Annotated in this window: 16 protein-coding genes and 4 pseudogenes; 11 read left to right on the plus strand and 9 right to left on the minus strand. The window is 67.8% G+C overall.

The window, feature by feature from the left end; translation table 11 throughout:
- Nucleotides 1–287: 287 nt before the first annotated feature.
- Together AB0I23_RS32145 and AB0I23_RS32150 are read right to left on the minus strand one after the other, a co-directional pair.
- On the minus strand, nt 288–4,856 hold the full coding sequence (locus tag AB0I23_RS32145) for a carboxypeptidase regulatory-like domain-containing protein (protein ID WP_359114602.1): 4,569 nt from the start codon (nt 4,854–4,856) through the stop codon (nt 288–290).
- A gap of 190 nt (nt 4,857–5,046) precedes the next feature.
- Nucleotides 5,047–5,484, minus strand: coding sequence for a helix-turn-helix domain-containing protein (locus AB0I23_RS32150; RefSeq protein ID WP_359114604.1), 438 nt, complete (start codon nt 5,482–5,484; stop codon nt 5,047–5,049).
- 263 nt (nt 5,485–5,747) lie between these two features.
- Between AB0I23_RS32150 and AB0I23_RS32155 the strand changes: the two genes are divergently transcribed.
- Nucleotides 5,748–6,848 (plus strand): hypothetical protein, encoded by a 1,101-nt coding sequence (locus tag AB0I23_RS32155; RefSeq protein WP_359114606.1) that lies wholly within the window; start codon nt 5,748–5,750, stop codon nt 6,846–6,848.
- 66 nt (nt 6,849–6,914) lie between these two features.
- Here AB0I23_RS32155 and AB0I23_RS32160 read toward each other — a convergent pair whose 3' ends face one another.
- On the minus strand, nt 6,915–7,487 hold the full coding sequence (locus AB0I23_RS32160; RefSeq protein WP_359114608.1) for a hypothetical protein: 573 nt from the start codon (nt 7,485–7,487) through the stop codon (nt 6,915–6,917).
- A gap of 138 nt (nt 7,488–7,625) precedes the next feature.
- On the opposite strand from AB0I23_RS32160, the pseudogene AB0I23_RS32165 reads away from it, so the two are divergent.
- The 3 genes and pseudogenes from AB0I23_RS32165 to AB0I23_RS32175 all read left to right on the plus strand — a co-directional run.
- Nucleotides 7,626–10,018 (plus strand): annotated as a pseudogene (locus AB0I23_RS32165) (Tn3 family transposase); the annotation flags it as partial.
- A 142-nt stretch (nt 10,019–10,160) separates the two neighbouring features.
- Complete coding sequence (locus AB0I23_RS32170; protein ID WP_359114610.1) at nt 10,161–11,414, plus strand: IS256 family transposase; 1,254 nt, start codon at nt 10,161–10,163, stop codon at nt 11,412–11,414.
- A gap of 270 nt (nt 11,415–11,684) precedes the next feature.
- Nucleotides 11,685–12,260 (plus strand): hypothetical protein, encoded by a 576-nt coding sequence (locus tag AB0I23_RS32175; RefSeq protein WP_359114611.1) that lies wholly within the window; start codon nt 11,685–11,687, stop codon nt 12,258–12,260.
- A 122-nt stretch (nt 12,261–12,382) separates the two neighbouring features.
- Here the strand turns inward: AB0I23_RS32175 and AB0I23_RS32180 are convergent, their stop codons facing one another.
- Nucleotides 12,383–12,610 carry a hypothetical protein gene (locus AB0I23_RS32180; RefSeq protein WP_359114613.1) on the minus strand — a complete coding sequence of 76 codons (228 nt, stop codon included), beginning with the start codon at nt 12,608–12,610 and terminating at the stop codon, nt 12,383–12,385.
- Between the two features lie 737 nt (nt 12,611–13,347).
- Here AB0I23_RS32180 and AB0I23_RS32185 point away from each other — a divergent pair.
- From AB0I23_RS32185 to AB0I23_RS32195, 3 genes and pseudogenes are all read left to right on the plus strand, one after another.
- A complete protein-coding gene (locus AB0I23_RS32185) occupies nt 13,348–13,905 on the plus strand; it encodes an IS110 family transposase (protein ID WP_359114615.1) in 558 nt (185 codons plus the stop codon).
- Between the two features lie 24 nt (nt 13,906–13,929).
- Nucleotides 13,930–14,589, plus strand: coding sequence for a transposase (locus AB0I23_RS32190; protein WP_359114616.1), 660 nt, complete (start codon nt 13,930–13,932; stop codon nt 14,587–14,589).
- Between the two features lie 18 nt (nt 14,590–14,607).
- Nucleotides 14,608–15,351: pseudogene (locus AB0I23_RS32195) on the plus strand (Tn3 family transposase); the annotation flags it as partial.
- A gap of 172 nt (nt 15,352–15,523) precedes the next feature.
- Here the strand turns inward: AB0I23_RS32195 and AB0I23_RS32200 are convergent.
- Nucleotides 15,524–16,321: a maleylpyruvate isomerase family mycothiol-dependent enzyme gene (locus AB0I23_RS32200; RefSeq protein ID WP_436847034.1), complete on the minus strand. Its 798-nt coding sequence runs from the start codon at nt 16,319–16,321 to the stop codon at nt 15,524–15,526.
- Between the two features lie 353 nt (nt 16,322–16,674).
- Between AB0I23_RS32200 and AB0I23_RS32205 the strand changes: the two are divergent.
- Nucleotides 16,675–16,935: pseudogene (locus tag AB0I23_RS32205) on the plus strand (DUF4913 domain-containing protein); the annotation flags it as partial.
- 424 nt (nt 16,936–17,359) lie between these two features.
- Here the strand turns inward: AB0I23_RS32205 and AB0I23_RS32210 are convergent.
- The 3 genes from AB0I23_RS32210 to AB0I23_RS32220 form a co-directional block, all read right to left on the minus strand.
- The gene (locus AB0I23_RS32210) at nt 17,360–18,436 is read right to left on the minus strand and encodes a transposase domain-containing protein (protein ID WP_359114632.1); all 1,077 of its coding nucleotides are present in this window, start codon (nt 18,434–18,436) and stop codon (nt 17,360–17,362) included.
- A 173-nt stretch (nt 18,437–18,609) separates the two neighbouring features.
- Complete coding sequence (locus tag AB0I23_RS32215) at nt 18,610–18,990, minus strand: VOC family protein (protein WP_359114618.1); 381 nt, start codon at nt 18,988–18,990, stop codon at nt 18,610–18,612.
- Nucleotides 18,991–19,767: 777 nt separating this feature from the next.
- Nucleotides 19,768–20,403: a tyrosine-type recombinase/integrase gene (locus AB0I23_RS32220; protein ID WP_359114620.1), complete on the minus strand. Its 636-nt coding sequence runs from the start codon at nt 20,401–20,403 to the stop codon at nt 19,768–19,770.
- 12 nt (nt 20,404–20,415) lie between these two features.
- Between AB0I23_RS32220 and AB0I23_RS32225 the strand changes: the two genes are divergently transcribed.
- Complete coding sequence (locus tag AB0I23_RS32225) at nt 20,416–20,754, plus strand: hypothetical protein (RefSeq protein WP_359114621.1); 339 nt, start codon at nt 20,416–20,418, stop codon at nt 20,752–20,754.
- 182 nt (nt 20,755–20,936) lie between these two features.
- Here AB0I23_RS32225 and AB0I23_RS32230 read toward each other — a convergent pair whose 3' ends face one another.
- Entirely contained in the window at nt 20,937–21,125 is a 189-nt protein-coding gene (locus AB0I23_RS32230; protein WP_359114623.1) for a hypothetical protein, read from the minus strand.
- A gap of 298 nt (nt 21,126–21,423) precedes the next feature.
- Between AB0I23_RS32230 and AB0I23_RS32235 the strand changes: the two are divergent.
- Both AB0I23_RS32235 and AB0I23_RS32240 read left to right on the plus strand, forming a co-directional pair.
- Nucleotides 21,424–21,516: pseudogene (locus AB0I23_RS32235) on the plus strand (twin-arginine translocation signal domain-containing protein); the annotation flags it as partial.
- Between the two features lie 33 nt (nt 21,517–21,549).
- Nucleotides 21,550–22,356 (plus strand): sugar phosphate isomerase/epimerase family protein, encoded by an 807-nt coding sequence (locus tag AB0I23_RS32240; protein WP_359114634.1) that lies wholly within the window; start codon nt 21,550–21,552, stop codon nt 22,354–22,356.
- Nucleotides 22,357–22,537 lie beyond the last annotated feature (181 nt).

Raw genomic sequence — 22,537 nt, forward strand, 5'->3', positions numbered from 1 at the left:
GGTCATTGCGTTGGTCTTGTCCGGCACGCGCAGCTGAGTGACGGCCCTCCCCGTCTGCGGTCATCGCGGCCAGCAGACGCGCGGCCGGGCTGTCGCCGGTACGCGAGCCGCGGGCGCTCTTGCCATCCACGGCCGGCGCGTCTGTCCCAGCCGGGTCCGCTCCCAACAGGTCGGCGAGCCCGCCGGGGCAGGTGTGGTTGATGACCCGGCGGATGGTCGCCGTGCTCGGTGGAGACGGGAAGGGCCCGCGCCGGTGAACGGCGCGGGCCCGGTGGATCAGACTCCTCTCAGCAAGCGGTGGGGCGGAGGGCGAAGTCGGTGGTCACCGCCTCGCCCGCCTTGAGGTTCACCATCCTGGACTGCGGCTTCCAGCCATCCTGAGCCGCGATGATCTCGACTGGGTTGTCCCTCGGAGCCCAGATGACATACCGGCCGTCCGCATCGGTCTTCAGGGTGTGGGTCCAGCCCTTCTTGCCGTTGATCTGGACGGTCGCCCCGCGCAGCGCGGTGCTGCTGTCACGGCAGTCGACACCGGTGACGACGCCCGTCGCCTTGCCCCAGTCCTTGGGCGGCTGCACGGTCATCGTCACGTCGATCGGTGCCACGGGCGGGGTGTCCGACTTGATGCCGAGCTGGGCGGTGTACTTGCCGGGCTGCTGCACGCCCGCCGCCGTGGAGGCCTCAAACGTCACGTTCACCGTGATGCTCTGCCCGGGCTGCAGCGTCGCCGAGGTCGGGGACGCGGACAGCCACGGTACGTCGGTGACAGTGGCGCACTGGTCGAAACCGGGCAGCAGTTCGCTGTCCGGCGTCGGGGTGAAGCCGCCGGTCGAGCCACCGACCTTGACGAACCCGCACGCCGCACCCGCCCGGTAGCGGGCGAGGTTGGCGTTGGGCAGCGCCGACCAGGAGTTGGCCGCCGGGTCGTACGCCCAGCCCTGGTTCGTGACCGTGGTGGAGTTGTTGATGACACCGGTGGAGACCAACAACAGGCCGTTCGCGGTGTCCGCGGCCGCCCCCCAGAGGTCGACCGGCAGGTCGGCCATCTGGGTCCAGGCGTTCGCGCCCGGGTTGTAGGCGTACGTGCTCTTCAGCGTCGTCGGCCCGTTGCCGCCGGCGCAGTAGAGCGTGCCGTCGATCCCGCCGCAGCCCTGCCACGCCACCGCGACCGGGTACGCGGCGACCGTGGTGAACGTGTCGGCCCCCGGGTTGTACCGGACGGTCACATTGGACTTGTTGCAGGTTCCGTCCATGCAGCCGCCGACCAGGTAGATCTGGCCGTCGACCACCCCGATGCCGGGCGCGGCCCGCGGGGCCGGGTTGGTGCCGGCCCGGGTTTTCCACGCGTTGGTACCGGGGTCGTAGGCGTAGACCTTTGCCGACGTGTTGCCCGCCGGGTCCCAGCCACCGAAGACGTAGAGCTTGCCGTCGACGAACGTCGCTGCCGGCTTCTCCAGGGCCGTCGGCATGTCGGCGATCTTCGTCCAGGTGTTCGCCGCCGGGTCGTACACGTAGCTGTTGGCGAGGTTGGCGGCGCCGTCGGTTCCGCCGACCGAGTACACCTTTCCGTCGTGCGCGGCCACGGCGTTGTCCATGACCTTGATCGGGTAGTTGGCCGTGTTGATCCACGGCGGCGCGTACGGGGTCGGCTCCAGGACGTCACCGGGCTTGCTGTCGCCCCGCCAGGCGGGCGATACGCCGCCCCCCTTGACCCGGAGGTTCTGCAGGCGCGCGCCACGCGTACCGAGCTTGTCGAAGCTGCCGGCCCGCTCGGACAGCTCAAACGTGGCCGGTGCGGTGCCGTCGTTGCGGATTGTGGTCGTCGCCGTCTTGGACTGCCCCAGCGTCAGGGTGGTCTCCACCGATGGCGGGGTGACGGTCAGCCGGCCCGACTTGAGTGCGAAGTCCTCCCGCGTGGCCCGGTCAGCCGCCACATCTACCGTGGATGTAACCGATTTGTACTGGTTTTTCGCCCCGGTGAACGGGTGCTTTCCGGTCAGGGTCGAGAACATCCAGTAGAAGCCGTCGCCGAGTTTGGCGTCGTCCGGAGTCGATCCGGTCACCGCCTTCTCCGCCGGCTTGTCCTCACTGATCACTGTCGCATCGTTGAGCCCGGCGCCGGTGTTGCCGTCCAGCACCCGGCCGACCACCAGACCACCCGGGATCGGGTCGCAGGTCCGGTTGACGATCGACAGGTTGTCCAGCTCCCACCACCATGCGTAGGTGGCCTGGTAATGGAACCGGATCCGCACGTCGGACTTCCCGGCCGCCTGCGGCACCGGGATCTCCTCCAGCACCGGACCACGCCGGCTGGTGCTGGTCCAGTGCGACACGTTCTTCCAGGTCGTGCCGTCGTCAACGCTCACGTCGACGTCGGCGAACCCGCCGAGCGCCCGGTAGTCGCTGTTGAACCGCAGCACCGGTGCCGGCACGGCGGACAGGTCCATTGCCGGGGTGATCAGCGCGCTGTCCATCGGCTTGCCGGAACCGGCGTTGTCGCTGTCCGCGATGGCGTACTTGCCGCTGCCGCCGGTGAGGTTGCCCCGGCTCTTCGGGTCGGTGAAGGCCCAGCCGCCGTTGGGGGTGGTGTTCACCACGCTCCAGTCGGCCGGCGTGTCCCCGGACTCGAACTGCTCGGTGACGACCGGTTCGCCGTAGCCGGTCTTGTACCCGGTGGCGTCGCAGGAGGTCCCGACCGCCAGGTCGAAGTTCCGCACCAGGTCGCTGTCACTGACGGTGACTTGTGCCGTGCCTTGCTGGTAAGACGGGTACATCGCCTTGACCGTCAGGCCGTACTCGGCCCCCTGTGGCAGATCGACGCTGTACGCGCCGGTCGCCGGGTCGGTGAAGACCGGGCCGCCTGGCTTGCCGGCCACGTCGATGCGCGCGTAGAGCGGCCAGCCATGCCCGGAGCCGTCCTTCACCACGCCGCTGACCTTGTGCAGCGGAACCGGGTCGAGCGCGAAGTTCGCCGTCACCGCGCCACTGTCGGGCACGGTCACCGTCTCGGACTTCGACGCGTAGCCGAATGCTGAAGCGGTCGCCTCGTGCTGACCGGCCGGCAGGGTCAGCTTGTACCCGCCCTGGTCGTCGGTGACGGTGCCGCTACCGCCGACGCGTACCGTCGCACCGGCGATCGCTCCGCCACTGGACTTGGTGACCTTGCCGGTCACCTCACCCCGCGGGCCGTTCACGCAGTTGGGGAACTTCATCGCACCGATGCGGGTCTGCCAGTTGGCGGAGCTGGTCTGGGACAGGTACTCGGAGGTGAACCAGAACGTGCAGCCGTCTGCCGGGTCCACCGACATCGAGCTGTAGTCGCCCCAGCGGGCCGCCGAGTGGGTCTGTGCGCCGGTCCCGGCGATCAGGGTCCGCTCGCTCTGCCCCAGTTCGCCCAGCGGGTCACCGGAGAGTCGCCCGGCCACCCGGATCGACGGGAAGGACGTGCTGCCCGATGACGAGTAGCCGATGGCCATGTTGCCGGTGACGTCCATGGCCGCGCTGGCCATCCACCGGTTCTCGCCGTCCGGCGCGTAGGTGCCCTGCTGATGGATAGCCCAATCGGTGGGCGAGTTGCTGCGCAGTTCGTACCACCGTACGCCGGCGTGGTCGCCGGCGACATCCACGGTGTGGTTGAGCACCATGGAGGCGTGGTCGCCGAAGTTGCGGTAGGCCGCCCGGTACATCAACCGGTCGGCGATCGCGTCCAGCCGCGCCGAGGTGCCCTGCTGCGGGATGCAGGACCGGGCGCCGTTGCACATGTTCGAGTCGAACGGTGCGGTCTCCAGGGACCGGTTCGGGGCCAGGTTGTTGCCGAAGGTGGAGTTCGCCGGGTTGGTCCAGTCGACGTGGAAGTCCCACATCAGCAGCCGGTCGGTGGGCGAGGTGCCCCACGCGTCGTCGTCGAACATGGAGAACGGGTTGGGTGCCCCGGCCGGCGGCGCCTGACCCTCTGCGTCGGCGGGCAGCAGGCCGCCGAAGTCCGGACCGAGGTGGAAGTACACCATCCGGGCCGGCTGGCCGGCGAGCATCTTCTCCCGCTCGAAGGCCACCGCTCCGGCGCCGACGAAGGACGGCGCGAACTCGTTGGTGGTCATGTAGTAGGCGTCCGGCCAGATCCCGTACTTCGGGTAGTCGTTCATCCGGGTCTGGTGGTAGAGGAAGTCGTACCGGTAGAAGGCCCCGGTCGGGTCCGGGGTCTGTGAGATCGCCATGCACTGGTGGTTGCCGGCGGATCCGCCCGGCAGGGCGAACTGGGTGATCATCCAACGATCGGCGGTCTCGTCGTAGAGGACCACCGGGTCGCCGTCGTTCCTGGTCTCGCACGGTCCGCCGAAGCCGGCGAAGACCGCATTGCCCGGCAGTGGCCCGAGCAGCTTGTTGCCGCTCTTGTCGAACACGGCGTAGTGGAGGTTGACCATCTGGACGTAGTGGTTGGGGCCGACATCGCCGTTGGTGTCCGGCGGAAGCACCCCGTCGACGTTGCCGACGCCCTCGAAGTTGGCCTTGAACTCAGGTACCTGGCTGGCGGTGAAGCCACGCTGGACCTGGCTGCTGCCCTCCTTCGCGGAGGGGTTGACGGCGGCGCGCTCCAGCGAATGGGACGGCTGCACGGAGGGCTTGCCGCTGCTGCGCCTGGTGCCGCCAGGCTTCGCGGAGATGTCACGCAGCTTTGGGGAGAGGTCGTGTTGCACCGCGTCGCGTACCTGCGCCTTCGCGGCCGGCCGGGCTTCGGGTGCGGCGGGCACCGTGTCGGTGGGCTTCGCCGTGGCTGGTAGGCCACCGACGAGCAGGGCCAACATGGCCAGGAATGCCACCAGTCCCGCTCGTAGGGTTCTTCGTCGTGTACGTTGCATGGGACATTTCCTCCTTGCCGAGGCAAACTAAGGACGTCTCAGACCACGTGGGGGGTTTGGGCTACAGGGGTTCGTGCTCGTCGTCCGGGCCGGTCCCGGTGACGTGTCCACAACAGTAAAGAGAACGTAAGGCCTGTTGAGTAGAGTGATTTCTGGACATGCGTGAGGCCGGAGCCCGGATTCATCTGCCTCAGTCGTTGATCAGCCGCCACGCGGTGAGGGCGAGCCTGGCCCGCATCAGCCCGGTGGGCTCGGTCAGTTCGATGCCCAGGGTCTTTGCGATCGGTTCGAGTCGGCGAGCGACGCTGCTGTGGTGCAGGCGGAGAAGGTCGGCGGCTCGGCGTAGGGAGCCGGTGGCGCAGTAGGCGTCCAGAACCTCCATGTCTTCTGGGTTGCCTGCGATTCGGGCGATGGCGGCCACGTCGGCGTTGTCGCGTGAGGCGTCCTGAGGTATCTCGGCCAGCAGGGCCAGTGCGCCCAGGCCGGTGTAGCGGATGACGGGTTCGCGCTGGGTGTGCAGCGCGTCGGCGGTCACGGTCACGCCGGTCAGGTCGTAAGGGGTCAACAGGGCGGCGAAGTTGGTGATTTCGTTGGTCTTGTCCGGCACCCGCAGCTGAGTGACGGCCATCCCCGTCTGCGGTCATCGCGGCCAGCACGGCGTTGGGACTGGTGGGCTCGCATGTTGAGGTGTCTCGTATTTAATGTCTGCGGAGGAGTTCAGTCACTCAGCGTGTGCTTCGCTCTCTGATGCGGCTGCGATGTGGCGACTTGAGAAAGGGTGGCGCGCCCACACCGTCCGCCCAGCCAGCCTCGCTGTCAGTGCTCTGTGTCATTATGCGGACGCGTCCCAGGGGAGCGGGCCGTGGTCTACTGATTGCCAGGCGGTTGGGGATGGGCGCGGGTAGGGAGCCGGACGGCTCGTCCAGGTCCGACGAGGAGTGGGAGCGGTTTCTGCGCGAGTCGGTGGCGGGTGCCGCCGACTCGCCCAAGGAGCCGTCGGCGCGGGCCCGCGACGTGGCGAAGCGGCTGCGCGCGGAGCCCGGCCGCGGCCTGGAGGGCTGGCGCAGCTACACGCCCGCGCGGCCCAAGCGGCGCACGGGCTGGTACGTGGTCGGACTGCTGGCCTCGCTGGTGCTGCTCGTGGTGGCGCTCGCGCCGGGGCGGATAGTGAACCTGTTCGCCGGCGACGACCCTGACTCCCCGCCGCTGGCGGCCGAGACCGCCCGCCCGACCCAGGTACCCCCGGCGGAGGCGGCCCAACGCCCCACCATGGACAAGCCGTTCCGCGGTTCGCCGGCGGCGAGCTGGGCGAGCGGAGCGGCGGGGATCACCGTGCCGAAGGCCGGGGCGGTCGGCTGGTTGAGCGCGGCCGAGGTCGAGCGGGCCCTCGCCCGCAGCCGGGACTTCCTCGTCGCGTCCGGCCTGGACCGCGGGGTGCTGCGGGGCGAGCGCCCCGAGACGGCGATTGCACTGATCAACCCGCACCAGAAGGACGTCCAAGACCTTCTGAAAACCGCTTTCCGAACCCCGAGCGAGAAGAACGACCCCCTCCTCCTCTTCAGCCGCTTCCAGCCCTCCCGCACCCACCTGGTCGGCGACGTCGTGAAGACCCGGGGCCGGCTCACCTACCGGGAGGGCGAGCACGGCGCGCTCCAGGTGACCGCCGACGTCACCTTCGTCTACCCGGTCACCCGCGCGGACACGGGCGGCGACGACGAGATCGTGCGCACGATCGTCCGGCGCGAGCTGGTCCTGAGCTGGGACGACCCTGACAAGGTGATCACCGAGCCGGGTACGTTCTCGATCGTCTCGTACAAATACGACATGACCAACGGCGGCTGCGGCGCCCCCACGGGCTACTTCACCCCGCCCTTCGGCACGGACCGCCGGGCGGACGAGGCCGGCACGGAGGTCGACCCGTACGACCGCAGCGCGCCGGTCGGGCAGGGCGAGTCCTCTGGGGACGAGTGCGGGAGGGCGACGCGGTCCTAGCGCGGCCTTGACTGGTGGCTCGCATGTTGAGGCGTCGCGTATTCGTCGTTGAGTTCGGTCGTGATGTCACCGTGTGTGGTCGCCGGGGGCGTATCGGCTCCAGGTTCCTCCGGCCTCGGTGACCAGGCGGGTGGCTGTCTTGTCGTGATAGCCAAGCGCCTTCGCGATGACGGGAGCCGGGGCCTGGAGGACGAGTTGGCGGATCGCGGAGGTCCTGCCGTGCTGTGGCGGGACGCCGATCTTCCGCAGATGGACTTGGAGGCTGACCGGGTTCATCGGCTGTCCGGGCTGGCGGCCGGGGAAGAGCCACTGTGAGCTTCTGCTGCTGGCGTAGGGCAGGTGCTCGCACGACTGGACGTATGCCCGCATGAGGTCAGCGACGGGCTCGGGAAGCGGAGACGGCGGGTTTCCCAGCCGGACGGTGACGGTGGCCCCGTCGTCGATGACGTCGTCGACAGTGAGGCGGACGATGCGGGTGACGGGTTGCGCGTAGAGGAGAACGAGCGTGGCGGCGACCCGGGCCCGCAGGGGCAGGGAGTCGTCGTTGAGGGTCCGCCGGAGAATGGCGAGTCGGCGATGCTGGTGCAGTGGCGCTTGGTCCTGGTTGATGACCTGGGGTGGCAGGGTGAGGCGGGGCATCCGGCTTGTCTTCATGCATCGGTACAGCCGTTGGCGCTATGCACTTGATCTTGGTCGTCTAGCACAGGCGATCGGTCTATTGCGGGGGTTTTCCGGAAGCTCTTCGATCGCCGGCGGGGGCTGGCTACTGTCCGCCGCATGCCGGTGGAATTTCTGACTGATGAGCAGGCCGAGGCGTACGGGAAGTTCAACGAGGAGCCGACCCGCCCCGAGCTGGAGCGGTTCTTCTTCCTCGACGACGAGGACCGCAAGCTGATCGCGAAGCGGCGTGGTGATCACAACCGGCTCGGCTTCGCTCTCCAGATGTGCACGGTCCGCTACATCGGGTTGTTCCTGGAGGACCCTCTGGCGGTGCCGTGGCCGGTGGTCGAGCACCTGGCCGCGCAGTTGGAGATCGAGGACGTCTCCTGCGTCAAGGAGTACACCGAGCGGTTGAAGACGGCGTACGAGCACGCGTGGGAGATCCGCGACGCGTACGGCTACAACCCCTTCGAGGACCACGCCCAGGGCCGGAGGTTCCGGGCGTTCCTGCACGGCCGGGCGCGGACGGCGCATGCCGAGGGGCCGAAGGCACTGTTCGATCACTCGGTGGGCTGGCTGCGCCGGCACCGGGTGCTGCTGCCGGGGGTGAGCGTGCTGGCCCGGCAGGTCTCCGAGGTCCGCACCATCGCCGAGAAGAGGCTGCACACCACGGTCGCGAAGGCCGCCCGGCGGGCGGACCCGGCGCTGCCTGGTGACCTGGTCGCCACGCTGAAGACGCCGGAGGGCAAGCGGTACTCGGAGCTGGAGCGGATGCGTCAGCCCCCGACGCGGACCACGGGTACCGCGATGAAGGGCGCGTTGCAGCGGTCGAGGACATCGCGGCCTTCCAGCTGGGCCGCCTGAAGCTGGAGCAGATCCCGCCGAACCGGCTGTCCGCGCTCGCCCGCTACGGGCTGGGCACCAAGGCCCCGAAGCTGGAGCGGACCCCGGAGCCCAAGCGCACGGCGATGCTCACCGCGGTGATGCGCCACCTGGAGGCCAAGTCGATCGACGACGCCCTGGACCTGTTCGAGATCCTGATGGCCACCAGACTGATCAGCACCGCGAAGCGATCCACGGACAAGCAGCGGCTGTCCACGCTGCCGCAACTGGAGAAGGCATCGCGGCTGGTTGCCAGGGCGGCGGCGGTGTTCATCGAGGAGCTAGAACTGATCGAGCAGAGCGGCTGCGATGTGGACGTGGCCGCGCTTTGGGCGGCGCTGGAGGAGGTCGCATCCCGGGCGGCGCTGTCCAGCGCGGCCACCGTGGTGGTGAGCCTGGTCCCGGAGGACGACGGCACGGCCGAGAGTGCGCTGCGCGGGGCGCTGGCGCTGCGCTACAACACCGTCAAGCCGTTCCTGTCGCTGCTGGGCGAGTCGAAGGCGCTCGGGGCGGCGACCGGCGGGATGCGCGTCCTGACCGGGGTGAAGCGGCTCCCGGCCCTGTCGCGGCGGAAGGTGGGCGAGATGCCGCTGCTGCCGCGGGAGGTCGACGACAAGCTGGTGCCGTCGCACTGGCGCAAGGCGGTGTACGCGAACGCCGAGCTGCCGCAGGGGGCGGTGGACCGCGACGCGTACGTGGTGTGCGTGCTGGAGCAGCTGTTCCGCGCGCTCAAGCGCCGCGATATCTTCGCTTCCCCCTCGCACCGCTGGTCCGACCCGCGGGCCCGCCTGCTGGACGGCAAGGGCTGGGAGGCGGTGCGCGAGGACGTCGTGGCCGGGCTGAGTCTGGAGGAGGACGCCGAGGAGCACTTGCGGGAGCTGACGGCGGTCCTGGACGCGACGTGGAAGCAGATGGCCGAGCGCCTGGAGGAGGCCGGCGCGGACGCGAAGATCAGTATCGAGGTGCAGCCGAACGGCCGGGCGAAGCTGAACGTGGAGAAGCTCCACGCGCTCGGCGAGCCGAAGTCCCTGGCCTGGCTGCGGGGCCGGGTCGAGAAAATGCTCCCCAAGATCGACCTGCCGGACCTGTTGTTCGAGGTGCACTCCTGGACCCGGTTCCTGGACGCCTTTGTGCACTTGGGCGACGGCCGTACCCGCATGAAGGACCTGACCACCTCGGTCGTCGCCCTGCTCGTGAGCGAGGCGTGCAACATCGGCATGACCCCGGTCATCAACCCGAACTACGAGGCGCTCACCCGGGCCCGGCTCGTCCACGTCGACCAGTACTACCTGCGCGCGGAGACCATCGCCGCGGCGAATGCCGCGCTGATCGAGGCCCAGGCCCGGGTGCCGATCGTGCAGTACTGGGGCAAGGGCCTGCTCGCCTCCGTCGACGGCCTGCGCTTCGTCGTCCCCGTCCGCACCATCAGCGCAGCGCCGAGCCCCAAGTACTTCGCGAAGAAGAGGGGCATCACCTGGCTGAACGCGATCAACGACCAGGTCATCGGTATCGGGCAGATGGTGGTGCCCGGCACCCCGCGCGACTCCCTGTTCATCCTGGACGCCCTGCTGAACCTGGACGGCGGGGTGAAACCGGAGATGGTCGCCACCGACAACGCCTCGTACTCCCGTACCCTGAGCAATGCTCAGGACCTGTGGATCGGTCTTGGGAGAGGTGCCTCGCGAAACGCGGAGGGCGTACCTTCCCGAGTGATCGATTGATGGTCACCGAGTAGACCTGCGTTGCACCGCGGGTTGGGAAGGCACGCCCGTGCTCAGCGTAGTCAACAACGATGGAACCACGGAGACCGGATCCTTGATGGACGACATCGTCCGCGAGGGTGCCCGGCGGATGCTCGCCGCGGCCCTGGAGGCAGAAGTCAACCAGTACATAGCGGAGTTGGCTGGTGAGCGGGACGAGGTCGGCCGCCGTCTGGTGGTCCGCAACGGTCATCATCGTGAACGGACGGTGACCACCGCCGCCGGGCCGGTCGCGGTGAAGGCGCCCCGCGTGAACGACAAGCGCGTCGACGTGGAGACCGGTGAGCGCAAGCGGTTCTCGTCGAAGATCCTCGCGCCGTGGTGCCGCAAGTCCCCGAAGATCAGCGAGGTCCTGCCCCTGCTCTACCTCCACGGACTGTCCTCCGGGGATTTCGTGCCCGCGATGGAGCAGTTCCTGGGTTCCTCGGCCGGCCTCTCGCCGGCGACGGTGACCCGGCTGACGAAGCAGTGGACCGACGACCACACTGCCTTCCAGGCCCGCGACCTGTCGGATTCCGACTACGTCTACGTGTGGGCCGACGGTGTCCACCCCAAGGTCCGCCTCGGCCAGGCCCATTCCTGCGTCCTGGTCCTTATGGGCGTGCGCCCCGACGGCCGCAAGGAACTCATTGCGCTGGCCGAGGGGCTGCGTGAATCGAGCGAATCGTGGGCGGATCTGCTGCGGGACTGCCGCCGACGCGGCATGCTTGATCCCGAACTCGTGGTCGGTGACGGCGCGATGGGCCTGTGGAGGGCGCTCGCAGAGGTATTTCCGCAGGCCAGGCACCAGAGGTGCTGGGTTCACAAGGTCCGCAATGTCATGAACGCGCTACCGAAGTCGGCTCAGCCCGGCGCGAAGAGGGCCCTGCAGGAGATCTACAACGCCGAGGGCCGCGACCACGCCGAGAAGGCGATCAAGGACTTCGAGCGCGCCTACGGAGCGAAGTGGCCGAAAGCGGCCAAGAAGGTCACCGCCGAGGCCGACGAGCTCCTCGCGTTCTACGACTTCCCCGCCGAGCACTGGGTGCACCTGCGCACGACAAATCCCATCGAGAGCACTTTCAGCACCGTGAAGCTGAGGACCAAAGTCACCCGCGGGGCTGGCAGCCCAGCCGCGGCCCTGGCGGTGGTGTTCAAACTCGTCGAGTCCGCCCAGGCGCGCTGGCGCGCCATCACCGCACCCCACCTCGTCGCTCTCGTCCGCGCCGGATCCCGCTTCGAACGCGGACACCTCGTCGAACGCCCGGAAGGTCACGCGGCCTGACCGGAAGGAAGAGCGGAAGCCTCCCACCGAGGCCAAGGCCCTGGTCGGACCGGGTGGGGTGATCGCCTGGGAGGGGCGCGAGTGGACATGTCGAAGACGGCCCCTTCGGGCGCGCCTTGGGCACGGTGTCTCCTCGACGTGGCGCATACTCCAGTGCCGGTCTGGTTGATCACTGGCATATGCTCCCCGTGCCGGCATGCAAGGCAGACCGAGGGGGCGTTCATGAGTGATTCCTGGAGTGCCGGTTCGGAGACCAGGGGCGGGGACTGGGTGGGCGAGGAGGGAGGGACGCCGTTTCCAGAAAACGTGAGCGGTGCGCCTGACGGCGGGGCCGGGCTGTGGCGCATGCTGTCGTGCCTGGGGATCGTCGTACTCGTCCTGGCGGTGCTGGCTGGAGGGATCATCTGGCTGTTCCAGGATGAACTGTTCCACCCGTTCGGCGACGTCCGGGCATGCGAGGGAAGCGACGTACAGTTGCCAGGCGTGATCCACGCCGGGGGCGCGTCGATCCCCGCCGGCGCCTCCGACGTCCACTACTTCACCCGGAACGGCAGCGCTGAGGTCACCTTCGTGAGCGGCCAGATACCGGACTACCTTCACCGTGCCGGCATCCTCCCGGATGGCGAGCCCCTGTTCGATGAGAAGTACGGCACCAAAGCGGTCGCCGACGACGAGATCGAGCTCCCGGATGGTCTGTGCGGCTCTCCCCTGCGTGGCCCTGTCTGGATCTATCACTCCACAAGCGCCACCGGGTCCAGCGTCAACGTCATGGTCGAGCGCTCTCCCACGGTCAACGACTACTTCCGCTTCCCGGCCCGCGCCGTGGTCACCTACAACCTCCCCTGACGCGCACGGTGGAAAGTCTGACCAGTTCAGATGCCGTGTCCTCTATCGTTGTGGGTCGTCCCACCAGTCCCGCGATGCTCAGCATGAAAGACCGTGGTGGAACGCTGGCGTCCTTGGACACATCACTTCGGCGTCTTGTCCTTGCAACTCTCCGAAGCTCTCACCACGCCGAAGACAACGGGGAAATCGGTGATCTGCTGGTTCGGGCCCGGCTGGGAGTTACAGATCTTCCACTCAGCCGGGTCGTCCACCGGACGGTCCTGTTCGCTCGCGTCCTCGAAGGTCATGTCGAGTTCGGAACTCATCTGCTCGCATGCACGCCCGGCGTTGCCGCCGATGACATCCGGCATGGTGGCGGTGACCGGCCGCTCGGGGTTTTCCGAGCGACGCGTACTCCTGCAGCATGCCCGCCGGCAGGGCCCGGACCTCGCTCTGACGTCCTTGCCGTCAACCAGAGAGCCCAGGCCCTCTACCGGCGACTGGGCCTGCACGAGGTCACCTGGCACGGCGAGAAGATCAGGGTGTCCCCCAAGCCGTCTCAGCCCGGCCCGATCCACAGATCTTGACAATGACTCCCGTACCCTACCCTTCAAGCAGGCTCGATCGGGCATGAGCGGCAGCCCGGGACACCGGTACTGCCGCTCGCCCTCGCTGCTAATTAAGAGCTGCGATCAGGATCGCTACAGTACGGGCGTGCAGGTGGGCACCCGGTCGGGCGGTAAACTCCGCGTCCGGCCAGGAAGGCCGGATGCGACTCGTAGCAGCCTGCCCGTCAAAGGGCTCTTCACGACTCCGTCGGCCGGCCTTCCGGGACGCCCCGTAACTGCTGATTAAGAGTGGCGACTCGATCGCTCGTACGGACTTGCCTGCGGGTGTCCCGACTGTCTGATGATCGTTGCATCTATAGCCAGGAAGGCTGGATGCGACTCTCGTACTCCTGCCCGTCATGGGGCTCATGTCGACTCCGTCGGCCAGTCTTCTGGTCACCCGTCATAACTGATTAAGAGCTGCGACCTCGATCGCTCGTACGGACTTGCTTCAGGGGTGGCCTGGCACTTCCTGTTCGTGTTCGATCTGGAGAGACGAGATGACGCAACGGCCGCCACAGGTATGGGCCGGGATCGACGTGGGGAAAGGACATCACTGGATTTCCGTGGTCGATGCCGATGGCGACCCACTGTGGAACCGCAAGGTGATCAACTCCGAGCCCGACATCCTCACCGTATTCGGTGAGGTTATGGATACAGCGGACCACGTGACGTGGGCACTTGACCTCGTTGACGGGCCAGCAGCGTTACTGCTGGGGACCCTGGCCAACCACGGTCAGAGTCCCCGGTACGTCACAGGCTCAAAGTTCGCAGCGTTCAAGAAGAGCTTCAGCGGCCAGGGCAAGTCCGACTTGAAGGACTCCCACGTCATCGCCGAGTTCGCCCGCTGTCTCCGGCGGCAGACAGTCCCTGTGCCAGCTCCTCCGAGGATCACCAAGGAACTCACCCTGATCCTCTCCCATCGCAATGGCCTCTCAGTCGAACGCACCAGAACCATCAACCGCATGAGGGCCATGCTCACCAGCATCTTCCCGGAGCTGGAGCGGTCCTTCGATTTCGCCCGATCCGACGGCCCGTTGGTCTTGCTTTCCGGATAACAGACACCAGCAGCCATTCGGCGGATGGGCGAGAGCAGGCTCACGGCCTGGCTCGCCAAGCGCGGCGTGAGGAAAGCGGCAACCATCGCAGAGAAGGCAGTGACGGCCGCTAAGGCACAGGACTCAGCTATTAGCGGAGAGGACCTGGCGGCCGAGCTGGTAGCCGAACTCGCCCAGAAGATCACGCAGATGAACGTCCGCCTGAAGGAACTGGAAAGCAAGATCAAAGAAATTCTCTCCCAGCACCCCCAGGCGCCCGTTGTCCTTTCCATGCCCGGATTCGGCGAGCTCCTTGCGGCTGAACTTCTCGCAGCGATCGGTGATATTTCCAGATTCCCGAGTGCTGGACGGCTCGCTGTCGCATCAGGAATGGCCCCCGTCTCCAGGGACTCCGGCTCGAACACGGGGAACCGACAGCGCCCTACCCAGTACAGCCGGCCCCTGCAACGGGCCTTCTTCCTGTCCAGCCAGTCCGCGTGCCTGACCGCGGGGACGTGGGAGAGGGAGATGTACCTGCGCAAGTACCAGGGCTACACGCACGACAGGGGCCGCCATAAGAAGGCCGTCATCGCTGTCGCCCGCCAACGAGTCTCCATCCTGTGGGCCATGCTCCGGGACGGCCGGCTCTATGAGAGGAGGTACAACCCCCGCGAGAAGGCGGCCGACGAGGCTCAGGCGGCTTGACTAAACCCATTAAGAGTCGACATGGTCTTCGGCATCTTCAAGATGCTCGGCTACCGCTTCTCCCTGCGCTTCAAGGATCTTCAAGACCAGCGGTTCTGGAAGACCCAGATGCCCTGCGCCGAGACGGCGGGCGGGTACGGGCCGCTGGAGGCGCTGGCCCGCAACAAGGTCAATGTGAAGAAGGTTCTCGCGGCATGGCCGGACATGCTGCGGGTGGCCGGCTCCCTGGTCACCAACCAGGTGAGGGCGTATGACCTGCTGCGGATGTTCGGCCGCGAGGGCCACCCCACCCCGCTGGGGCAGGCGTTCGCCGAGTACGGGCGGATTGCCAAGACCCTCCAGCTCCTGGCGGTGGTAGACCCCGTGGAGGACACCTATCGGCGGCAGATGCACAAGCAGCTTACCGTCCAGGAGTCCCGGCACAAGCTCGCCCGCGACATCTGCCACGGCAAGAAGGGCACCATCCACCAGGCGTACCGGGACGGGATGGAGGACCAGCTCGGCTCACTCGGCCTGGTCCTGAACGCCGTGGTGCTCTGGACGACCCGCTACATCGACGCCGCCGTCGTCCAGCTTCGCGCGGAGGGTCATGAGATCCGTGACGAGGACGTGGCCCGGCTGTCCCCGCTCAAGCACAAGAACCTCAACGTCCTGGGCCGCTACAGCTTCACCCCCACCCAGCCGGCGGGCGGCACCCTGCGCCCGCTGCGCGACCCGGACGCGGCCGGACTCGATGACGACGAGGACGGCGCTGAGAACTGACGGCGTCAGGTGCCGACCAGGCGCACCGATCAGCTTGTGAGCCGCCGCCTTGGGCAGCCGCTTCGCAGCCGTGACGGTCTGCTCCCCCCGCGGCCCCGAGGCCACCACGGCGTGGTTGTAGCCGTTGGCGGAGGCATGCCCCGGGGCGTACGAGGTGGCGCATCGTCACGTCCTACTCATCCGGGTCCCAGGCGCTGAGCTGCTCGAAGAGACGTCGGTCGCCGTCGAGCTCCAGGGAGTTGATCGGGATACGGTCGTGCAGGATGAGGACCAGCTCGTCGGCCGTGCCCCAGGCGGAGGCGTTGGCCGCGTCCGGGTCCTGGTCGGCAGCGGTGGCCGATATGCTGCCGGGCCCGGGGAGACGGGCGGTCCGTGCGCCGTCGGCGGAGAGCGAGAGGCGCCAGGAGCGGCCCTCGGAGGCGTGGAAGTCGACGGCAGCGGGCTTGTGTGGCCAGGCACTCGTCGTTGCGACGCAGGTGGACAGGAACTCGTCGACACCGTCGAGCGCCACCTCGGCCGGCAGCGGCTGCGGGGCACCCACGGTGATCTGGGCGTCGTACGTGTGCACCGCCATCTGCTGGAGCTGGTGCCGAGCTACGGCACCGGAGGTCTGCGGCGACTGCGACGTCTCCCACCACGTCCAGCAACCGAGATCGGGGCCGGCCTTCCGCAGTGCGTCCAGCAGTTGCTCCGTGGACTCCGCCAACCAGGCCAGCAGGGCCTCGCGCTCCCGAGGCGCAGCCGGGGCGCCCTCCGCTGCGGACTTGGCCGGAGCAGGCCCTGCGGCGACGGTGGCGGCCCAGGCGCGGCGCCCCTCGCCGATGTGCTGCGCCAGATCGAACAGCGTCCACTCGGGGCAGGTCGGCACCTGTACGTCGAGGCTGGGCGCGGAGGCGACCGCGGCGCGGAAGGCAGTCGACCGTTCGTCGATCAGTCGCAGCAGAACGGGGAACTCGAGTGTCATTGTCACCCTGAATCTCTATCACTGCGTTCCGACAATCGGACAGCGATTTTCACAGCCGCCATCGCGGGCGGACCCTCACCACCGCGGAGAAATGATGGAGGACCTCTCCGCCGCCGACCGTGCGTCACACACGGTCATTCTCATAAATGACGGTTGTGAGAGCCGTGGTTACTGGTCAGCGCCAGGGCCGTTTGCCCAGGCTGGTTCTTGCAGAACCCCTCTCACAACCGCCGAGTTCTGCGAGGCCGTTCTGAGAGACGCTGACGAAGGGCTGCCACCTGCGGACATCGGCTTAGCGTTACTGGCTGTCCCGCTGATCCCCACGGCCGGGCTACCTCGCCGAGCCGTCCAGCGACGCCCGCTGGTGCCACCTGTGGTTCGAACACCCAGTAGCCGTCGCCCGGCTGCACGCCTGCTGGCTTGCCTGGCAGGAGCTGACCGACCCCGCTACCTGCGGCTACACCGGCCCCAGCGTGTGGCACCGTGATCACCTGGACCCGTGCATGCGCGAGCTGCGCAGCTCCAGCGGACCCTTCGCCGGATGCACCAAGGGCGAGCACCAGATCGACCACCGGATGCCCGGCACCGTGCCGAGCGCCTGGCGCCGCGGCGACGAGTGAACGGAGCCCCAACCTCCTTTCGCCCCTGCCACAGCACGCCCGAGAGCCCGCCGGAGTAGGGGAAACCCTGGAAGATCAATCTCAAAAACGCGGTCATCGTCCCTGGTGAGGCGGGGCGCCGTCGCGATAAATGCGCGGTTTACCGCAGCGGTGAACCGGCCTGCTGACCAGGGCAGATGACCACAGACGTCACCTGACGGTAGCTTTACGAGAACAAGGCCGGCGCTTGCTGATGCAATACCCTCCAGTGGCCCGCGAGGTCGCACTGGCTTCAGCGGCTCTTTCCGGCGCCATCGGGGAGTCTCCAGCAGCCCCCGGTCTGTGGGGTTGGTTCTGCGGCGGCCTCCGAAGAGACGTACGTCACATCAGCGCTCCGTATGGGCTGCTGATGACAGAGGCCCACGCGCGATCTACAGCACGCCATTCAGGGCGTTCTCGGTGAACCCGTCGGGGTCTCTTGCAACTCGACGGCCACCGTCAACCTCGGCATGCCCACTTTCCGCGACATCGCCGGCCGGACCGTCACTGCCGCCAAGGCCCCTTCCTGACCGGTGGCCAGTCGGTAGAGCCCGGTCTGACGGCCCTGGCTGGTGGTGATGGTGATCTCGCACTCGATGATGCGGACCTCGACGCCGCCGAAGCGGGAGAGGTAGGAGCCGTCGTCGAAGCGGCCCAGGACCGGGGGCTTGCGGGCGGCCGAGACGCGGGCCAGGAAGGCGGCCTCGGTGCCGGCGACGGCGGCCAGGAACGTATTGCTGGAGAAGCCCCGGTCCAGCAGGACGATCATTCCGGCGTGAAGGGAGCGCATCAGTCGCTTGCCGTAGGCGGTCTCGCCGCTGGACCGGGGGCCGAAGGCGGCGTCCAGGACCGCCCGGGTGCCCCAGGCCACCAGCGCGGTCAGGCAGATCTGCGGGTAGCCGGAGGTCGCGTACTGGTTGGTGCTCTTGCCCAGGCGGGCCCGGTGCAGCGGGCTGTCGGGGACGTCGAGGTAGGTGCCGTCGATCGCGACGGTCAGCAAGCCCTTGAAAAGGGCGCCGACGGTGCGGATCGCCGTGGCCGGCCCGCGCAACAGGTCGAACAGGGCCCGCATGGGGCGGACACCGAGACGGGTCCGGGCGTCCCAGAGCGCTGTGCCGGTGACCTTCGCGACCGGTATCGCCTCCAGCGCGGCGGTGAGCTTGCGCCAGACGGCCAGGTAGCCGCAGTCCTCGAACAGGGCTGCGGCCAGCAGCAGGTAGACCACCACCCGGGCGGGGATCTTCCGCAGTCGTTGCTGGACGGCACCGGTCTCGGTGAGGGCCGCATCGACCATCTCGAACGGGACGATCTGAGTGAGTTCCCCCAGGTGCCCAGGGGCGAACAGGCCCTTGGCTACCGTGATTTCGCGCGTGATGACACACTGATCGGACAGCGGAGCCTCCGGTGCTGTGAACGGCTGTCTTGGTCGACTGCCAGTTCTACCGGGGCTCCGCTTCTCATGTCCGAAGCCGCCGCAGATCAGAGCGCACTTGCCAACGTGTGCCGAGCCGCGATAGGTGTCACCTGGCCAGGATTTCTGTCACCGAGTGAGAAGGCTGCTGGCGTCGATGCGACCCCCCAGCCATAGATGGCGGTTCCCAGATCTTGTTGGCGGCTGTGGGGTGGCGGCTGCATCGATCGTTTGGGCGAGGGCCGTCAGAGTGGGTCGAGGCGGCGCTTCAGCAGGCAGAACTCGTTGCCTTCTGGATCGGCGAGGACGTGCCAGGACGCCTCCGCGGGCTGACCGATGTCGACGAGTTTGGCCCCGGCGGCCAGGAGGCGCTCGAGCTCGGCGTCCTGATCGCGGTCGGTGGGGTTGACGTCGATGTGCAGCCGGGCATGCGCGTTCTTCGGCTCGTCGTTGCGGATGAGGAAGATCGTCGGCTGCGGGCCGCCGAACCCTTCGCGCGGACCTATCTCGATGCAGCCCTCCTCTTCGCGATCGAGCTCTATGAAGTCCAGGACCTCGCACCAGAACCGCGCCAACACCTCGGGGTCGTGGCATTTGAGCACGAGCTCACTGATACGGCATGCCATTGACGAAACCTACTCTCAGCGTGGGAACTGCCGGGGTGGCCGCACGCGGATCTCATGGGCTCCCTGCAGCGAGAACAGCTCGCGACCGTACCGGGCGAGGCGAGCGGGGTCGAATTGATTTCAGGCCCTCGCCTGGCCGGGTCGCCAGGCGAGGGCCGTAGGTCGCGCAGTAGGGCAGCTGGCCTGCCTCGATCCACCGATACAAGATCATGTACGGGGCCGCCAAGAAGACCTGGGCACTCCCGCCAACTACGCCTGGGAATACGGCAGGACCCGCTGCTTGCCCGTCCTCCAGCCGCCATCTATAGCTGGGGGTCGCAGTCGATCTCTTTGGCGATCTGGTCCGCATGGTCGTTGAGAAGCTCACGCAGAGCCGCATAGTGGGGAGTCGCGGTTGGGCGCGACAGTAGAGACCACAGGGTGCCGCGTTGGCGGGGCCGGTCGTGGCGCTGGTCCTCGGGATATCCGGAGCTGATCGGCTGGGGTGCGAACTCGGGTTCGCCCTGGGTGACACGGGCCCAGATGAAGGCGGAGGCGGCGTGCTGCTTGCGCGCGTCGGTGCTGGGCCGCGCGTGCTCGGGGGACGGCGGGAGGCTGTTGATGGCCTGATCCGGATACCGCCGGGTCGGGTCTCTCTGCGCCGACTGGAGCGACCCCCAGCCGACACGTAAAACACTACCACCTTTGAGCCACATCCAACCTGAAACCGCAGGTCAGAAGGCCGACCACCCCACCCTTACGCACCCGTGGATGCATAAGGGTGGAGGTCTCACGCCTCTACAGCACGCCGAGCAGGGCGTTGTCCTCCCACTGGTCGACAACTTCGAGGTAGCCGGCGAGCACCTTGGAGTGCGGGGCCCAGCCGCCCTGCTTGGCGATGACGATCTGGTCGTGGCCCTTCAAGCGGGAGGACGTCGCGAGCCCGCGGCGGGGGGAGTGTCCGGTGAAGCGGATCTCGATCCCGGCGCGTTCGCCGGCGCGGGTGACGACGTCGCCGATGGACTCGGCCGGTAGCCCGCTCTCCATGACGGTGTGCCAGCGGTTGTGCAGGCGGCGCCAGGCGTAACTGTCGGGGTCGTCCAGAGCGGCGGCCTCCGTCCACGCCTGCCAGGCGCGGACGGGGCAGATCGAAGGGCGTGAGCCGTAGGGGACCGGGACGATACGGGGGCGGACCTTGGAGACGCGCATGTCGGCCTGGATGCCGCCGGGGGTGTCGGCGTAGTCGCGGACCCGGTTGGCGGCGAGTTCGTGCTCGCGGCCGGCGACGGCGAAGTGCATGAGCACCAGGGCGCGGTCACGGATGCCCATGAGGTTGTCCGGGCAGGCGGCGCTGATCCGCACCAGGTGGTCGACCAGCAACGGCGGCGCCTGGCCCCGCCCTCGGGTCTCCCCCCGTTCCTCCATCTCCTTCACTCCACCACCACCATGCTGCGCATCCTGCGCCACCTCGCGAAGTACACCACCCGCCCTCAATCCGCAGCAGTCACCGAACTCATGGCCTACATCCCCACCGCCGTCGCAGCCGGCTACCTACGTCAGCCCGAGATGGACCTGCCCATGCCCGGTCCCGACTTCGCCCACCGCATCAGCACCCTCCTCGACATTGCCGCAGACCGATCCGCCATCCCCGGCAGACTCCCGGCCCGCCGGCCTCCGCGCACACGCACCGCCGCCCGAGACACCCCCCAGTCCACCCCCGGACCACACTCCACCGACTCGGCACAGCCAGTGCACTCACAGACCAGCGAGACCGCCAACCGATGAGCCGGCGTGCTAGTTGACGGGAAGTTGGCTGCACTGACTGTCGTGACGGATGACGTGGTGCGATGCTCGCGGCGCAGCATTCGCACGCCACGCTGGACTGCCTGGACATGCGAAGTCCTGAGCCCCGCACCACACAGCGACGGTCCCGGCCTGGACGCAGGCGGGGAACGTCGCCGCCACTATCAATGTCGGTGGTGGCTGGAACGGGGAAGATCCTTCAGCCTGCGCTGATAGCAGGCGTGGACCCGGTCCGAGAAGCGACCGCAGTCCGGACACGCGGCCCCGGCCACCCGGCCTCTCGCCACCACCTCGACCGTGCCGAACGCAGCGGTCACCGCTTCGACGTCCACGTTGTCGATCCCGTCGAACACCAGCGAGTCTCGGAACGATACGTCGATCTGTGCCAGAACCCAAAACTCGTGAACATCACCCGACCGTGGATCTGGGTGCCTCCTAGACCCATGTGCAGCTGACGTTGCCGGTTTGCTGAGCTGAAGTGAGTGGTGGCGAGCGGGAGTGAGTCCTGCTGGTGGGTTGGTGGGGGTGGAACGGGGGTTCCGGGGTCGAATGGGTGACCTTGATGGCTGGAGCGATCGAGGTCAAAGACCTTGTGCGAGCAGTTGATGTGTCCATAGCATCCTCTCAACTTTCGCCGAGAGAGGGACAAAGATGGACTCCGCTCAAGGAAAGTCACGCAGTCGCCGTCAATTCCTCCGTGGAGCAGCGGTCTCCGCCGCCGTTCTGGCCGCTGGATCGCAGGACTGGCCGTCGCTGGCAGCCCCGGCCCCCGGAGGCGTGGGCAGACGGGTTCCGGCAGGCCGCATCGGTCTCCAGCTCTACTCGGTGCGCGACATGCTCGCCGTCGATCCCGAGGGCACACTCGAGATGATCGCCGACGCGGGTTACGCCGAGATTGAGCCTGCCTACACCTACGGCGGGCGCACCGCCCAGCAGTTCCGCAGGATCGCCGATGCGAACGGGCTGCGGGTGATCGGCAGTCACCACAACCCCGGCGACTTCCGGGGCGCCCGGGCGCAGCAGACCTTCGACAACGCGGTGGCGCTCGGACAGGAGTACGTCGGCGTCTCCTACATGGACGGCGCCCAGACCGCCCAGGGCTACCGTGCGATGGCGCGGGAGATGAACCAGTGGGGCGAGGCCGCCCGAGCCCGGGGGCTGCGCTGGTATGCCCACCTGCACGACAACGAGTTCCACGCGGATCCGCAGTCCGGGCAGACTCTCTTCGACGTGTGGCTGGAGGAGACCGACCCGGATCTGGTCTGGTTCGAGATGGACCTCTACTGGATCCTGCGGGCAGGTGCGGACCCGGCCCCCTACCTCAGGTCGTACGAGAAGCGGTTCCCGATGCTCCACGTCAAGGACGGCGCACCGTGGAACAACGTCGAGACCGACCTGGGAGAGGGCGAGATCGATTTCGCGGGGATCTTCGCCAACCTGCGGCAACTGTCCCATCACCACTACATCATCGAGAGGGACCAGCAGCCCCACCCGGTCCGCACCGCCCACGTGTCCTACGACTACTTCCGCACGATCCGCGTAGGCCCTCCGGGCAACGGCCATGGCCCCGGCGGGGTCGCTTAGATGTCCTAACAAAGGGCTCTTCGGTCGCTTCCGTGGGTGAGGTTATGCGGTGTGACGGCCTGGTAGTTGGGGGCGGTGTCCGCCGAGGCTGAGCCCGGATCCACCGGCTTGTTTCCGGAGTGATCGTTTCGGGGTTGTCTTGGCGGTCGGCGAGATGATCTGGCTGTTCGGGCAGGGAGTA

This window comes from Streptomyces atratus (genome assembly GCF_040655115.1).
Classification (GTDB): Bacteria; Actinomycetota; Actinomycetes; order Streptomycetales; family Streptomycetaceae; genus Streptomyces; species Streptomyces atratus_D.